Annotated in this window: 13 protein-coding genes and 2 pseudogenes; 4 read left to right on the forward strand and 11 right to left on the reverse strand. The window is 60.8% G+C overall.

Annotated features, from left to right (window positions below; translation table 11 throughout):
• On the forward strand, positions 1-228 hold a 228-nt coding region (locus E1N52_RS02265; RefSeq protein WP_165979312.1), incomplete at its 5' end, for an ATP-binding protein.
• A 65-nt stretch (positions 229-293) separates the two neighbouring features.
• On the opposite strand, the pseudogene E1N52_RS02270 reads toward E1N52_RS02265, so the two are convergent.
• Positions 294-527: pseudogene (locus E1N52_RS02270) on the reverse strand (amino acid permease); the annotation flags it as partial.
• Between the two features lie 280 nt (positions 528-807).
• On the opposite strand from E1N52_RS02270, the gene E1N52_RS02275 reads away from it, so the two are divergent.
• The gene (locus tag E1N52_RS02275; RefSeq protein WP_133179813.1) at positions 808-1,266 is read left to right on the forward strand and encodes an Lrp/AsnC family transcriptional regulator; all 459 of its coding nucleotides are present in this window, start codon (positions 808-810) and stop codon (positions 1,264-1,266) included.
• Between the two features lie 66 nt (positions 1,267-1,332).
• Here the strand turns inward: E1N52_RS02275 and E1N52_RS02280 are convergent, their stop codons facing one another.
• The gene (locus tag E1N52_RS02280; protein WP_133179815.1) at positions 1,333-2,070 is read right to left on the reverse strand and encodes a LacI family DNA-binding transcriptional regulator; all 738 of its coding nucleotides are present in this window, start codon (positions 2,068-2,070) and stop codon (positions 1,333-1,335) included.
• Between E1N52_RS02280 and E1N52_RS02285 the strand changes: the two genes are divergently transcribed.
• A complete protein-coding gene (locus E1N52_RS02285; RefSeq protein WP_281282591.1) occupies positions 1,960-2,736 on the forward strand; it encodes an enoyl-CoA hydratase/isomerase family protein in 777 nt (258 codons plus the stop codon). The two genes, E1N52_RS02280 and E1N52_RS02285, sit on opposite strands and share 111 nt — an antisense overlap.
• A 42-nt stretch (positions 2,737-2,778) precedes the next feature.
• On the opposite strand, the gene E1N52_RS02290 is transcribed toward E1N52_RS02285, so the two are convergent.
• Entirely contained in the window at positions 2,779-3,531 is a 753-nt protein-coding gene (locus tag E1N52_RS02290) for a phosphate/phosphite/phosphonate ABC transporter substrate-binding protein (protein ID WP_133179819.1), read from the reverse strand.
• Between the two features lie 185 nt (positions 3,532-3,716).
• Positions 3,717-5,162: an FUSC family protein gene (locus tag E1N52_RS02295; RefSeq protein ID WP_165979313.1), complete on the reverse strand. Its 1,446-nt coding sequence runs from the start codon at positions 5,160-5,162 to the stop codon at positions 3,717-3,719.
• 286 nt (positions 5,163-5,448) lie between these two features.
• Between E1N52_RS02295 and E1N52_RS43960 the strand changes: the two genes are divergently transcribed.
• Positions 5,449-5,670 carry a hypothetical protein gene (locus tag E1N52_RS43960; protein ID WP_165979314.1) on the forward strand — a complete coding sequence of 74 codons (222 nt, stop codon included), beginning with the start codon at positions 5,449-5,451 and terminating at the stop codon, positions 5,668-5,670.
• A 317-nt stretch (positions 5,671-5,987) separates the two neighbouring features.
• Here the strand turns inward: E1N52_RS43960 and E1N52_RS02300 are convergent, their stop codons facing one another.
• From E1N52_RS02300 to E1N52_RS02330, 7 genes and pseudogenes are all read right to left on the reverse strand, one after another.
• Positions 5,988-7,493 (reverse strand): class II fumarate hydratase, encoded by a 1,506-nt coding sequence (locus tag E1N52_RS02300; protein WP_165979315.1) that lies wholly within the window; start codon positions 7,491-7,493, stop codon positions 5,988-5,990.
• A 264-nt stretch (positions 7,494-7,757) separates the two neighbouring features.
• A pseudogene (locus tag E1N52_RS02305) lies at positions 7,758-8,599 on the reverse strand (oxidoreductase).
• Between the two features lie 254 nt (positions 8,600-8,853).
• Positions 8,854-9,747 carry a LysR family transcriptional regulator gene (locus tag E1N52_RS02310; protein WP_133179823.1) on the reverse strand — a complete coding sequence of 298 codons (894 nt, stop codon included), beginning with the start codon at positions 9,745-9,747 and terminating at the stop codon, positions 8,854-8,856.
• 172 nt (positions 9,748-9,919) lie between these two features.
• Positions 9,920-10,762, reverse strand: coding sequence for an alpha/beta fold hydrolase (locus E1N52_RS02315; RefSeq protein WP_246088925.1), 843 nt, complete (start codon positions 10,760-10,762; stop codon positions 9,920-9,922).
• Between the two features lie 228 nt (positions 10,763-10,990).
• Positions 10,991-12,421 (reverse strand): NAD-dependent succinate-semialdehyde dehydrogenase, encoded by a 1,431-nt coding sequence (locus E1N52_RS02320; protein WP_246088926.1) that lies wholly within the window; start codon positions 12,419-12,421, stop codon positions 10,991-10,993.
• Positions 12,422-12,575: 154 nt separating this feature from the next.
• Positions 12,576-14,123 carry a hybrid sensor histidine kinase/response regulator gene (locus E1N52_RS02325; protein WP_133179824.1) on the reverse strand — a complete coding sequence of 516 codons (1,548 nt, stop codon included), beginning with the start codon at positions 14,121-14,123 and terminating at the stop codon, positions 12,576-12,578.
• Positions 14,124-14,134: 11 nt separating this feature from the next.
• Positions 14,135-15,523: an ATP-binding protein gene (locus tag E1N52_RS02330; protein ID WP_165979316.1), complete on the reverse strand. Its 1,389-nt coding sequence runs from the start codon at positions 15,521-15,523 to the stop codon at positions 14,135-14,137.
• Positions 15,524-15,711: the final 188 nt, after the last annotated feature.

Here is a 15,711-nt window from a genome sequence, read left to right on the forward strand (position 1 = left end):
CTGCTGCAGACCCTCGTCCATCAACGCTACAAGCAACGCCGCAGCATCCTCGTCACGTCCAACCGCGTCGTCCAGGACTGGGGGCGCTACCTTCGCGACAGCACCATGGCTTCGACGATCCTTGACCGTCTGCTGCATCGCTCCAAACTCCTCGAGTTTGAAGGCAAGAGCTATCGTCTCCGTGAAGCCGCTGCCAGGCTTGCCGTCACTGAGGAATCCGACGCATAATCCGCTCGTCCTGCCTGGGGGAATTTAGCCGCCCACAAGTGGAGGAGTTTGAACTGCCCATCGGGGGCATAGCACAACGCAGCAAATCCGCAGGCCAGTGCAGCAATGACGAACGATACGGTCAACGCCGGTCCGGCGGTGAGCGCACCGGTTCCCGTCAATACGAAAATTCCGGTGCCGACGATCGCGCCGATCCCCATCAGGATCAGATCGAACGGACCAAGCACTTTCTTCAGGCCATGCGGTGCTTGGCTCGCAGCGACCATCGCCGCGAGATCCTTGGTTCTAAACAAACTCATCCGACTCCTCCAGTTCTTTTGTATGGCTCGCAAGGGCCCGCTTCCGGGCCCCAGCCGTTCAGACATCGCAGACGCTATGCGGACGCCGCAAACCGCAGCGCGCCCCTCACCCGTCCGTTCTTGTCCGGTTAATGATCGTCGATAGTGTGGTTAAGAGGATTTCTCACCGATAAGCTTTTCTGCGCTCAGGGTGAATATAATTAACCTGAACCGTCGAAGGAATGTCGGCGCACCGGCGTGCGCCCGTCGCAATGCCATAGGGCAATGGAGAGGAGTGGAAATGACAGATCTGGACGATACGGACAGGAAGATCCTGGAGTTGCTGCAAGTCGATGGCCGTCTGTCCAACGCGGAGATTGCGCAGAAGGTCGGCTTGTCTGCGCCTGCCTGCTGGAAAAGATTGAAGCGGCTGGAGAAGCAGGTGATTCAGGGTTATCATGCGACGCTGAATCAGCGGGAACTGGGGCTAGGCCTCTTCGCGTTCATCAACATCATGCTCGACAGCCACTCGGAGAAGGCCATGCGCGCGTTCGAGTCAGGTGTGATGGCGCTGCCGAACGTGGTGGCGTGCCACAACGTATCCGGCAAGTACGACTATCTGCTTCAGGTCGTCGTGCGCGATATGGAGTCGTTCCATCAGCTCGCGATGCACCGGATCCGCACGCTCGGCAACATCAAGGAGATGTACACGGGCTTCTCGTTGAAGGAGATCAAGCGCTCGACGAGCCTCCCGCTATGAGGACGGAGCCGGGCTGATCAACGCATATGAATGCGTCTACGCTGAATGTCGAATGCCGCGCCATGGCTACGCCTGTCCGATCCTGCTGCCGCAAGACTCGCGCACGACAAGCGGAACCGCCATCATCGAATGCAATTCGTCTGGCCGTTCGCCAGCCATGAGGCGCACTAGCAGATCGGACGCCTCGCACGCCTGCTCATAAGGCGACGTCCGCATTGTCGTCAGTGGCGGCGTCGCAAAAGCGGCCAGCGGAATATCGTCATATCCGACCACAGCAACGTCATCGGGTATACGCAAGCCCGCCTTGCGCAAGGCGGCCATCGCACCGAACCCGACGGTGTCGTTGCCTGCAAACAGTGCGGTAAAGGAAGGGCCGTGCTCGAGCATTGTGCTCATCGCGTCGTACCCGCTTTGTGCATTGAAGTTCGCGAAGCCGACACGCTCGGCTTCCGCGCCGAGACCGAACTCCCGCATGGCGTCGCGATAGCCGTAGAGGCGTTCCGTGACCCCGTGGTACGCATCGGATGCAAACCCGAGATAGGCGACTCGCTTGTGCCCAAGCGCGAGGAGATGCCGCGTTGCGACGCGCGACGCTTCGCGCATGTCGACGTCGATGCTATAGATGTTCGCGTGTTCGGCGAGCTTCGATCCAAAGACCACAAGCGGAAAGCCTTCGGACGCGAGACGCGCGAGGTGGACGTCATCGGAGCGCGGCGTATTGATGGCAATGAGTCCGTCGATACGGCGGCTGTCGACCAGTTCAATGAAGCCGCCACCCGAACGTCCCGGTTCGACGGCTTCCACGTCGAATTCAGTCCGAAGAACTCAAGTGCCGAAATCGTTCTCGACCGATCGCCCTTCAACCTGATGTCGCTGAAGCAATGCGAGCAAATACGTCACGTATTCGAGACTCTGGACGCTGACGCAGCCGTCCGCGTAATCGTGCTGCGCGGCGCGGGCGAACACTTCTCCAGCGGGAACTTCAAACACGAGTCTATCGGCGTCTCTACAGATCATGAGTCGAGGCTCGCGTGGGCGCTAAGCTCGCCGTCGCGTTGCAGTAAGCCGGTCATTGCCGCGACCAGGGGTTATTGCTTCGGCGCGGCGTTCGAGTTGTCCCTCGCGTGCGACCTTCGGTTAGCCACGGAAACGACACTTTACGGACTTCCCGAGCAGAACGCGGGCCGAGTCGTGGGCTTCGAAAGCGTGGCGTGCCTTCGTGGCTTGATCGGCACCGGGCGTACCAGGGACATCGTCATGCGCTCCCGACTCATATGCGGGGTGCAGGCCTATGACTGGGGCATTGCCACTGAATTCGCGATGGACAGCGAACTCGAAGACGCAACGAATGCATTGGTTGCAGAACTGCTCGAGTTGCCGTCCGACAGGCAACGCGCAGCGAAAAAACTATTGAACAGCGCCGAGGCTGCACGGTTCTCTCTCGAGTTCGCGCTCGAGCATCACGGTTAGCAGCGCATCAACGGTTTCGCCTTCGGCCTCACTTCATGCCAATCAAACCTCATCTTCAGGCAGCTGGCACACCTGGTGATAAAAGGTCTGGATATCGGCGAAGTAAAACGGTCGGAACGCCCCGTAGACGTTTTTCCACTCCGGCATGTAGCTCAGGAGATGTTCTCTAAACGTAGTCGCAACGTCCGCGCTGAGGTCCTTGCGCACGATCAGGACGGCGGGCACGCAAGTATCATATTCGCCGATGACCTTCGTCGCCTGCACGTTCGCGGGCGTCATCTTCCATACGTCTTCCAGAATCATCGTTGCGCGAATGGACTTCGCGACGACAGCATCGACCCGATCCTGCCATCCCGCCACCTGCTTGAGTTCGAAGAAAGTTTCAAGCTTTTTTCCTTTCTCGTTCAACATGATGGCGGGCGGAAAAAAACTGGAAGAACACGACCGGTTCAGGTATCCGTATGTCGATCCTTCAAGGTCGTCGAGGTTATTTGCCTGATCATCGTGACGCACCACCAGAAGCGTGCGTTGAGCGGGCTGGCCGGTGAACTTCGACGTGGCGATGACCAGTCCGCGATAGTACGGGTTACCCTTTCTCATCATCACGCAGAAACCCGCGCCCGGAACATAGGCCATGTTCGGGCTGCCCGCTTCCAGCAGCCGGTTCATCGCCGGAATGTCCGTCGTCACCTCGGCGTTCATGCCGGCCTCTGACAACAGGCTTGTCCAGGGTTCTTCAGTAACGGGAAAGTCCAGATTCTTGTTCAGAAGAAACGTCAGATTCTGCTTTGCCATGGTGACCACCCTTTCTCTGCGAAGAACCGGCACAGCACGTCGCCGTCGGGCTGGATGAGCAAATGGACGTTGCGCTTCAATTGCCATCGTCTTTTACTGCGATCCAGGCCTTGTCATTCTAGGTGGATCGACAAAGCAGCGATGACGAGAAGAATAGGCTTTTTGCAGAAATGCACGTTTCCCAGCTATCTGGAAACGTAGGTATTCAAAGCGCTGACAAAGTGACGTATCGCCTGCGCGAGGTCGTCTTCGGCAACGCCGGCCGGTTGAGCCGCCGGCAATTGCCAGGTGGTCCGGGAGGTCAGCGCGTGCAACAGTTGGGCTGTCATCGCGTCATAGCCGTCAGCCCTCTGGCGATCAACCGCGCCCGGGTCTCCTTCTCGCAGGACCTCGAGCACCGCGGCAGCACCGCAAACCGAGCGCAAGGCCACGATGACCTCCCGCAGGTGCTCGAGCCACGCAGATCGCCAGCGCCCCTCGAGAAGCAGGCGCTCTCGCGCAGCTTCCAGGCGCGTGCTTGCGAGCCCGGCGTCTCGTTGCAGGTTATCGAGCGTGGTGGCCGAGCCGCCGTCCAGACGCAGCGCGGCTGAAGCGAAGCGCATGTTGGCAGAGATCGCCGCGGAAACCGCCGCCGTAAGCGTGTCGCTGCTCCGCTCGGGCCACAAGAGGAAGCTGGCCGCCACGCCCACAATGGCGCCAATGATTTCATTGACAAAGCGTGCAGCAATCAAGCCGCCAGTCGGGTGAATGAAGTCGGAAACCAGCATGAACATGGGGCAGAGAAAGATCACGAACAAGCCGTAGCTCACGAGCCTCGAAGCAATGGCCGCAGCGGCAAGCGGCAGGATGGCGAGGAGCATGGCGCCAGGACCCGGCAGCGTCGCCAGAAGCGCCGCGGCAATCAGTCCGCCAATGAGGCTGCCGATTGCTCTCTCCAGAACGCGCAGCCATGTGTTGGAGGAAATCGGTTGCGTCACGATGATTGCCGCGAGCGCGCCCCAATAAGCGAGCGTAACGTTTAGCCAGGTGCCAATGGCAAAAGCGATTACAGTCGCGATTGCAACTCTTAGCGCGTGGCGCCAAACGAGCGAATCCACGATCTGGCCGGTACGCGCTGCAGCGACCGGCAACGCGTTGCCGACTACGACTGAGGCTAAGCCGCCCGCAGCGAGGCGAACAATGGCGCTTGCGGCGAACGCCACGGCACGTACGACCACATCGTCCTCACCTGCGGCCTGGCGCACAAGGCTGTTCGACTGCATGACCACCGCGTCGGGAAGCGGACGATCCAGCAAGCCATGGGTGCTCACCTCCTGAAGCACCTCCTGCAGTCCTTGCAGCAGGTCGCGCGATTTCGCGTTGAGCGCCGCTTCGGACGTGCGCCGGGAATGACCGATGGCAATCAACGCGGAAAATATTCGGGCCGCCGTATCGATATATGGCCCGAGCCGCGATCCATTGCTGGTGTCGAGCGCCGCCAACGCCCTGCCCCGTTCGATAGACATGCGTACGCCGCGGCGATGCACGGTATCGAACTCCTCCCAACCGGTGACATTCGTGCCTGGGAGCGGATCCAGCGCCAGCAAAAAACCGGTCATGAGCTCCAGTCTTCCGAAGATCGTCGAAAGCATGAGATTGGCGGATTGCCGGAATGGAATTGGCCAGAGGAAGACACAGAACAGCATGGTCCAGGCGGAACCAAGCAAAAAATATCCGCCTAGTTCGAGTGCGCCGATCAACGGTCTGGCTAACGCAACGCCAATGACGACGGCGAGCGAGGCAACGAGGCCCGCCTGCGTGGGCATCGGGCCAAGCGCCGGCTTATAGGATCGCGCCAGTCCGCACAGGAACACCAGGACAAACAACGTGACGAGGCTCGCGAAATAACCCCAGCTCGCCGCACAGGCAGAGAGCGGCATGACAATGCCGCCCAGGATCGTGAAGGTGCCCGTCGCCTTGAGGCGCGCGGCTTTCTCCCCTTGGGGATCGCACAGGCAATTCCAGAAAGCCGCAACGGCGCCAAGCGCAACCTCGGGTCGTGCCAGCAGCATTGCCGCGGCCAGCATCGGCGCCATCGCCACGGCGGCGCGCACGCCCTCCGCAATCGCCACGCGCTCGGGCGTGACGGCGAAGACATGACCTTCCGCCCTGAAAGTTCGGCGACTGACGATCGATACCAGCCTGGCAAGGTTGTCCATGACACCATCGCTTTATGCAGACGTTGAACTGGGTGGCACAACACCTTCGAAGCGAAGCGCTCACTTTGCGCCCATCGTCAGCCACCTCGATGCGTTCATCCAGCTGTCATGCGCGAGCATCGTCGCGAAGCCGCAGCCTGGCGCGCTCGCGCGCTTTCGAAGCGCGCTTAGCGTAGCACGGAAAGCCGGACGATCCGCGAGCGCCTGCAGTGGCCTGGAGGCGTGTGGATCCGGCAGACGTTTCCCGTCATCGGCAGTCTATTGGTGCGCGACGTACGGCCTCACCATCTTCTTGGGATCGACGATCTGGTCAAATTGCGCTTCAGTCACATAGCCGAGCTTCAAGGCCGCCTGCTTGAGCGTGAGATCGTTGTCGTATGCGTAGTGCGCGATCTTCGACGATTTGTCATAGCCGATAACCGGCGAAAGCGCAGTCACGAGCATCAGCGAACGATCGACGTCTTCCTGGATCTTCTTCAGGTTCGGCTTCGTGCCTTCCACCAGAAACTTCCGGAAATTCGTGCATGAATCGCTCACGATAGCGATGGAGTGCATGATGTCGAAGATGATCAGAGGCTTGTAGACGTTCATCTCCAGATAGCCGCTTGCGCCGCCGATACCCGTTGCCACATCGTCGCCAATCACTTGCGTAGCGACCATCGCGAGCGCCTCGGCCTGCGTCGGGTTGACCTTCCCCGGCATGATCGACGAGCCTGGCTCGTTTTCGGGAATGATCAGTTCTGCGAATCCGGCGCGCGGCCCGCACGACATCAGCCGAATGTCGTTGGCGATCTTGTAGAGGGAGCATGCGAGCGTGCGCATCGTGCCCGACAGATGGATGAGCGCATCGTGCGCGCCTTGCACGGTGAACTTGTTCGGGGCCGTGACGAACGGAAGATTCGTCAAGCGGGCAATCTCGGCAGCGGCTGCGCCCGCGAATTCCGGCGTGGAATTCAGGCCCGTGCCGACCGCCGTGCCGCCGAGCGCAAGGCGATAAACGCCCTTCAGCGCGTCGTCGAGCCGCTCCAGATTATCGGTGAGCATGCCCTCGTAGCCGGACCACTCCTGACCCAGCGTGATCGGAGTCGCGTCCTGCATATGAGTCCGCCCGATCTTGACGATGTCTTTCCAGGCAATCGCTTTCACGCCAATCGCGTCGCGCAAGGCGGTAACCGTCGGCGCGAGCCGCTCCTTGACATTGATTGCCGCTGCCATGTACATGGCGCTCGGAAACGAATCGTTCGACGATTGCGACATGTTCACATGATCGTTCGGATGCACGGGTGTCTTGCTGCCGAGCGGTGTGCCGGCGAGTTGACAGCAGCGATTCGATATCACCTCGTTGACGTTCATGTTGAACTGCGTACCGCTGCCGGTCATCCACACGTGCAGCGGAAACATGTCGTGATGCTGGCCGGCGAGTATCTCGTCGCATACCTTGACGATGAGATCGTGCTGAACCGCTCCGAGCCGCTGTTCCTTGAAATTGACGTTGGCTGCTGCCTTTTTCAGAATCGCGTAAGTGATGATCATTTCACGCGGTATCAGATCGTCGCCGATGCTGAAATGCTGAAGCGAGCGTTGGGTTTGTGCGCCCCACAGTTTGTCTGCCGGCACATTGACGACGCCAAGGCTGTCGCTTTCCTCACGAAAGCCCGCGGCCGGCTCCGGTTGCTCCGCGCCCCCGGCCGATACCCACGCGGAACTGCCGCCCACGGCGAGAGATGCGAGGAGCGTCGATTGCATCATTTGTCTGCGGTTCATCTGCTTTCCTCTTATGTGCAAATACAACCAACATTGCGATAGGCGATATCGCATGGTTCGACGCGTCTGCTGGCGCGACAGCAGGCGCTATCTAACCTGTCGAGGAAAGTATGGGACGGTTTCGCGCGTCGATCTTCCTGAAACGCACTGGAATTCAAGCTCGATCGCCACGCTGAAATCAAATCAGGAATGCGAGTGTGGCAAGGGCCACCGCGAACCCGCTCAAATGCCGGATTCGCGGCGGCCCCTTTCAGCAATGATGCATCAATTGTCGAAGTCGGCCGAGAGGCTCAAATCGCGTTGGCTTTCGATATCCTTCGTGAGCTTCTGCAGATAATCGACGACCGTATTGAAGCCCCATGCGCCCAGCACCAGATGACGCGGCGCTTGCGTGTTGCGCGCGATGGCGATCATCGCTTCGCCGGCCGCCACCGGGTCGCCCGGTTGGGTGCCGCTCGTCTGCTTCGTGCCGGTGTGGCGCTTGCCTGCCGTTTCCGCGTAGTCGTCGATCTGGGTCAGCGTCTGGCGCAGCGAGCGCCCCGCCCAGTCGGTGCGGAACGGACCGGGCTCCACGCACGTCACGCCAATGCCAAGCGGCTCCAGTTCGGCGCGCAGCGAGTCGGACCAGCCCTCCACCGCGTGCTTCGAGGCGGCGTAGTAGCCCGACCCCGGAAAGCCGATCAGGCCGGCCACCGAGCTGATATTGATGATGTTGCCGCTGCGTTGCGCGCGCATGAGCGGCAGCACGGCGCGGGTCATCGTAAAGAGGCCGAATACGTTGGCATCGAATTGTGCGCGAATCTCGGCATCCACGCCTCAGCCGTGCTCTGATAGCCGTAGCCGGCATTGTTCACGAGCACATCGATACGGCCAAATTTCTCGCGCGTTGCCGCGACAGCCGCTTCGATCTCGGCCGGCTTCGTGACATCGAGCGCAAGCGCCATGGCGCGGTCTTCCGCGCCGCTCACGATGTCGGCCACGCTCGAGACGTCGCGTGCCGTGACGACGGCCCGCCAGCCTCGCTTGACGATCAGCGTGGCGAGCGCGCGTCCAAGGCCAGTCGAACAACCTGTGATGAACCAGACGGGGGTGTTTGATGATGACATGGTAGATCCCTAAAAAGACGTGCGAATGCTTCGTGATAAGGCAGGACTTTCGGGGCGTGCAAGCCGCCAACTCCTCGCGCCGGATGCTGTTTCACTCCGGCATGGCGTCGCAGTATAGGAGTTCGCTTGCTTATCAAAAAGCAGCACAATCCGAATGCGCTATGCGATGAATTCGCATAATGCGCGACTAGAGATGCAGTGGGCAAGACGCAGTAAGGGCGCAGAGAGCGATCGGCAGCGCCCTTTGCATCGCCTTATTTCAGTCGCTCACGCACGAAGTCGATGAAGACTCTCAGCTTGCGCGGCAAACCGTTGGGATTGTAGTAATAGAGATATAACGCACCACGCGGAATCCATTCGTCCAGCACATTCACGAGCCGCCCCGAATTCAGGTACGGCTCCACGAGGCGGTGCTGGAGGTAGCCGAAGCCAAGGCCATCGAGCGTGGCCTGCAGCAGAAGATCGTTGTCGTTGGTCGCCACACGCCCCGCTACCGCGATACTGATCTTCTCTCCGTCTTTTTCGAATTCCCAGCGATAGAGGGCCGCGGTGTCGGCGCTCCGGTAGTTGATGCAGTCGTGCTTGAGCAGATCGCGCGGATGTGCAGGCAGCGCTTTGCCGCGTAAATAGTCCGGCGACGCCACAACGCAAAAACGCATATTGGAGATGATCGGCACTGCCACCATGTCCAGCGCCAAAACATGATCGTAGCGAATGCCGGCGTCATAGCCCTTGCTGGCGATATCGACGAGGCTGTTATCGGATATCACGTCGATTTTTATATCCGGATAGGCAGCCAGGAAATCCTTTAGCACGGGAGCAATGACCAGTGCGATCGACGCGCGCAGCACGTTCAGCCGTAGTGTGCCCATCGTGCCGCTGGATGCGCGGCCAACCTCGTTGAATGCGAGATCGAGTTGCTCCATCAAGGGCTGTATGCGCTTCAGAAACTCGCTACCCGCTTCGGTCAAACTGACGCTACGCGTGGTGCGATTGAAGAGTTTCGTGCCGAGTTGATCCTCCAGCCGCCGGATCGTATAGCTTGCGACTGAGTTGGAGATACCGAGTGACTGCGCGGCGGCGCTAAAGCTTTGTTGCTCGGCAACGCGGGCAAACAGCGAGAGAGCGGAAAGATCCGAACCGTTCATTGCTCGATTTGATGGGATAGACGCCGCAAATTATGCACCTTTTCTTACGACGCCTTTGGGCGGTGTCGAGTTGCGATACGGACCGCCGCTGCACGCCATTCCCTCTTACTCTCGCCCAGCAGGAATGCGAATGCGTCATGCAACGCATTCGCACTGTTGACGAAAGCGTGGATCAGCCTTGCAAAAAGGCGAGCAGATCGGCATTGACCTTGTCGGCATCCGTCGTGCACATGCCGTGTGGTCCACCTGGATAGACCTTCAGGGTCGCGTTCTTCACGATTTTCGCCGTCATCCGCCCAGCAACGTCGACCGGCACGAGTTGGTCGTCGTCGCCGTGGAGGACCAGCGTCGGCACATCGAACTTCTTCAGGTCCCCGGTGTAGTCCACCTCGAACTGCTTGACGCATTGATACTGTGCCAGGATCGACCCGCCCATCGCCTCCCGCCAGAATTCGTCGATGGTGCCTTGCTCGACTTTTGCATTGGGCCGGTTGAAGCCGTAAAACGGCAGCGCCAGGTTCTTGTAGAACACGGACCGGTTGCCTGTCAGGTTCTTGCGGATGCCGTCGAAAGCCGACTCGGGCAAGCCGTCCGGGTTGTTGTCGGTCTTCACCATGTATGGCACGACGGCGCTAATCAGAACGGCCTTGGCGACCCGCGACGATCCATGGCGACCGATATAGCGTGCGACTTCGCCGCCGCCCATCGAGTGGCCAACGAGTGTCGCTCCCTTCAGATCGAGTGCGTTGATCACCGTTGCGAGATCGTCCGCGTAGGTGTCCACGTCGTTGCCCGACGCAGACTGGCCCGAGCGCCCGTGGCCGCGACGATCGTGCGCCACCACCCGGTAGCCGTTTTGCACGAGGAACAGCATCTGGGCATCCCATGCGTCCGCATCGAGCGGCCAGCCGTGCGAAAGCACCACCGGTTTGCCGCTGCCCCAATCCTTGAAGAAAATTCGCGTGCCGTCTTTGGCGAGGACCGAATCGGCCGCGTGGCGGGAAGCGGTATGCATGTGCCCGTTGCCAACGGTGGCTTCTGCCATCGCAACGGCCGGCGCCGCGATTGCCGCGACCGCCGCGCCTGCTCCCGCAGTCAACACGTACCGGCGATCCGATGAATGGTTTGCGCTTGATGTAGCCACGATTTCCCCTTTTCTTCAGGACGATGGTTGAAGCAACCAACACACCATCATGGTATCGAGGCAAACGTTATCGTTCTTTCGGCAACGCACGCATTTTATTCACGGCACCTTCTTGACCCAGACGCCCTGCGCATTGACGAATTCGCGCAGACCGAAATGCGAAAGCTCGCGACCGTAGCCACTCTTTTTCACGCCCCCCACCGGAAGGCGCGGATTCGAAGCACTGAACCCATTCACGAACACGCCACCGGTTTCGAGGCGTTTTGCGATCTCGCTCGCCTTTGCAGTGTCCGACGTCCACAGATTGCCGCTGAGTCCGTAGTCGCTCATATTGGCAAGACGGATCGCGTCGTCCAGATCGTCTGCGACCGTGAGCGCGGCGACGGGTCCGAAAATCTCTTCGTCGAACGCTGCCATTCCCGGCGCGACATCACCCAGCACCGTGGGCTCGTAGAAAAAGCCTGGGCCCTCGATCATCTTGCCGCCAAGGAGCACCTTCGCTCCGCTCGCTATCGTTCTGACGACCTGGTCATGCACGCCGTCACGAAGATCACTGCGCGCGATCGGTCCGATCGTTGTAGCGGCATCGAGTGGATTACCGGCCTTGACCTTCGACGCAGCGGCGACGTATTTGCGCGTGAACTCCTCCGCGATCGGCCGCTCCAGAATAAAACGCTTTGCGGCAAGGCACACCTGGCCGGCGTTCTGAAAACGCGCCTCGATGCCGACCTCCACTGCGCGGTCGAGATCGGCGTCCGCGAGCACGATGAACGCGTCGGCGCCTCCGAGTTCGAGGAGACTCTTCTTGAGGGCCTTGCCCGCGACCGACGCCACCGCCGACCCTGCCCGCATGCTGCCCGTTACCGTAACCGCCGAAGTGCGCGGATCTTCGATCACACGCGCCACCATCTCGTTGCCGACGTGCAGGATGCCGAATGCCCCCTTCGGAAATCCGCTCGCTTCGAAGGCTTCCTGCAGCGCATACGCGCAACCCATGACATTCGGTGCGTGCTTCAGGATGAACCCGTTGCCCGACAACATGATGGGCGCGGCTGCGCGCATCACCTGCCAGTACGGGAAGTTCCACGGCATCACGGCGAGTACCGTACCGATCGGCAGAAAGGACACGTATACGCGATCGCCGTTGTCCACGGGTGCAGGCTCGTCGGCCAGAATCGCGGGGCCGTGTTCGCTGAACCAGTCTACCGCCGCTGCGCACTTTTCGACTTCGGCACGCGCGGCGCCGATCGTCTTGCCCATCTCGCTCGTCGCCAGCAGCGCCAGCGGCTCGAGCCGTTCACGCAGTGTCGATGCGAGCCGCCGATAGCAACTGACGCGCTCCGTCATCGGCGTGGCGCGCCAGCTTCTCGCAGCAGCCGCGTTGTCCGCCAGCATCTGCTCGACTTCGTGAGGCCGCTGAAGCGGGTAAGTCATGATGACCTCGCCCGTTGCCGGGTTGCGCGATACCGATGCATCCTCCTGTGCCGCCACGTCACTCTTCATCACCGTCTCCAGGCTAACGTTGAACACGCAACTTTCCTATTTGCCGGCGTGCCGCGCCGCTTCCGGCCTGGATGATGGTACGTCCACCGCTTTCCAGGCGCTTTCCAAATCGCACGGGAAAATGCGCAAGCGCCCGAGGACGGCGGCTCGCGAAAACGGAGCGGGCCATACACCCCCTCATTCAAGCGGTTTGCGTGACAGGCAGCACGAATTCGAATGCCGCGCCGGGTTCCTCAGTCGACAACAGGGCCAGCGCGCCGTTGTGCGCCTGAATGATCGAGCGGCAGATCGAAAGACCCATGCCAAGCCCCTCGTCCTTGGTCGAAAAGAATGGTTCGAACAGGCGCTCCCTGGCATCGTGAGCGACGCCCGGCCCGTTGTCACGCACGACCACGCGCAATTGACCGGCATTCACCGTTTCTGCCAAAACGGTGATCGCCCGAATCTGCGAATGAACCGCTTCGAGCGCCTCGATGGCGTTCAGAATGAGATTGATGAGGACTTGCTGGATCTGCACGCGATCGCCGGAGACCTCGGGTAGTGCATGCGAGACGGCGTATTCGATCGTTATGTGTCTCGTGTGAAGGTCGCGAGCGAGCAACGTCAACGTCTCTTCGATAATCTCCGCAATCGAAAACCGGGACTTCTGCGGCAGTCCGTTCTTCGACAGCCGGCGAATGCGCGTAACGACGTCCCGGGCGCGCGTTGCGTCGCGGATGATTCTATTCATTGCGATACTCGCCTCATCGACATCCGGGTGATCGCGGTGCAGCCAGTGCAATGCGGCGGTACCGTAGGTCACGATCGCGGAAAGCGGCTGATTCACTTCATGCACGATAGACGACGTAAACTTTCCGAGCGCATGCACGCGGGCCAGATGCGCGATCTCCGCTTCGGCGCGGCGCAACGCCTCCTTGCGCCGTTCTCGCCCGGTCACGTCCATGCTGCTGCATAGGTAGTACGGGTCTCCGCTTTCGTTTCTTCGCCGCTCGCCGACCGTGCGAAAGTGTCGAACAGCATCCTCGTCAACGATTCTGAATTGCACGTCAAAATCCTGACGTTCCTCTATCGCCGCTGAAATCACTGCGGAAACACGTGCCCTGTCGTCTGAATGCATGGCGTCGAGCAGGCCGCTTATCGTTTGTTTTGGCGACCCTTCCGCGAGGATTCTGAACATTGCTCCGGCTTTCAGCGCCGGGCTGATCTCGCCGGTTTCAATATTCCACCACCAGCTTTCCGTCTCGCTCAGTCTTTGCACTTGAGCAAGCATGGATTCGGTCTCCTCCAGCCGCGTCTGCGCGCGTATTCTCTCCCGATTCCCGGAGCGCAAACTCTCATAGCGTTGCCCGGCATCAGGCGACCAGCCACGTGGAGGCCCGATCAATACATCCAGCCACGCGAGCAATTCCGCAAACTGGGCTGGATCGTCATCGCGATCGGCCCTACCGTCGATTTGATCGCGTTCGCGCTCGCTTGCGGCGGCGGGCTCGCTGATAAGAAGAATCGGTATCTCGCTACTTGAACTGCGCAACGTCGAGACAACACCGATTCCGGCGATCCTGCCGGGCAGGTTCCGGTTCCAAATGATCGCATCGTAGGTTTCAATTGCCGCGAGGAAGATGCGCTTGCGCCCGGTTTCGGCGAATTCCACGCAATGGCCCGCCTTGAGCAACCCAGCCTCGAGCTGGCGCGCGACGCGAACATTGTCTACCGCAAGCAGCACATTCATTTTTGCCCCAACTACCCTCGGCGGCCTACGAGGCCAAGCTCGCCCGCCTCGGCAAGCTTTCGGCGTGCGTAGTGCCGCGTCGTCTCCAATAGCCGGTAGCGCACGGTGTCGCCGTCCTTTTCAACCGTCACCCACGACTTCTCAACCAGGCTCGACAGCGCGTCGCGGATTCGAGCCGCCCGCGTTTCCCCGTCGGCCGCAATAGTCATGGCCGAATCGAGGCAAAACGCGTCAGCGAACACGCCGAGGCGGCGCAAGACGAGACGCTCGACTTCATTCAGCAATTGATAGCTCCAGTCGAGCGTTGCCAGCAAGCTCCTGTGCCGCGGCGCTCCCGTACGCTGGCCGCTTCCGGGCGCGGTGAACCGGTCGTCCAGTTGGGCCAAAAGTTCGCGGATGCAAAATGCATCGAGACGCGCCGCCGCCAGTCCGATCGCCAGCGGAATGCCATCGAGCCGGCGGCAGATTTCGGCGACCACAGGCGCGTTGTCGTCACACAGCGCGAAGTCGCTACATCGGGCCGCCGCGCGCTCTGCGAAGAGCTGGATTGCCGGGTACCGGAGCGCTTCGCGCGCGCTGAGTCCCGCTGTTGCGGCCGGCGTCCCGAGCGGCGCGAGCTTGTACACGTTTTCCCCAGTCGCACGAAGCGGTTCGCGGCTCGTGGCAAGAATCCGCATGCGCGGCACCGCCGAAAGCAGGCACTCAGCAATGGCCGACGCCGCTTCGACGACGTGTTCGCAGTTGTCGAGCACGAGCCACTGCGGGCGGCTGCGCGAGCAAAAGTATGTCGCGAGCGCCGAAGCGATACCGCCTGAACGCGTGTTCAAGCCAACCGTGGTCGCGATCGCGCACGACACGCAGCGCGGGTCCGAAAGTGCGGAAAGGTCGACGCACCATACGTCGTACTGGGACGTTTCAACGATCGTTCGAGCGACTGCCAGCGCGACGCTTGTCTTGCCGACGCCGCCCGCGCCCGTGACCGTCATGATGCGTGTGCACGGCAGGCGCGCGAGAATGGCGACGGTGTCGGCGGTGCGGCCGACCAGCCGCATGAGGCCCGCGGGCACGTTGTGCGCAGCAGCCGGGCGGTCTCGGTGGCGCGCGTTTTCCGCAAGCGGCGTCCTCGACCTGACGGGCGCCACAAACCGGTAACCCTGCCCCACGACCGTCGCCAGATAGCGTTCACCGCGGCTCGTTTCGCCGAGCGCCTTGCGCAAGGCAGCGATTTGAACCTTGAGGTTGCCCTCATCCACAACGGACCTCGGCCAGGCGCGCGCCATCAACTCGTGCCTCGTCACGACTTCCCCGGCACGTTCCACCAGCACCGCCAGCAGCTCGAGGGCACGGCTTCCAATCCGCACGCGCGATTCGCCATCGAGCAGCAGCCGACGCGCGGGCATGAATGTGAACCGTCCGAATTCAAATACCGAATCGAATACTGCGTTCTCGCGGCTTGCCTCATGGCGGGGATTCGCTTTAGCAAGCGAGAGCCCGCGCGTCTCGCCATCAATCGTTAGGATATCGAAAGCATGTTGAACGCCAGACGCGCTCCATTCTGAAGGCGCGCCCGCCGCTTCCTCTGCCTGGC

Origin of the sequence: Paraburkholderia guartelaensis, assembly GCF_004353905.1 — a bacterium.
GTDB classification, from domain to species: Bacteria; Pseudomonadota; Gammaproteobacteria; order Burkholderiales; family Burkholderiaceae; genus Paraburkholderia; species Paraburkholderia guartelaensis.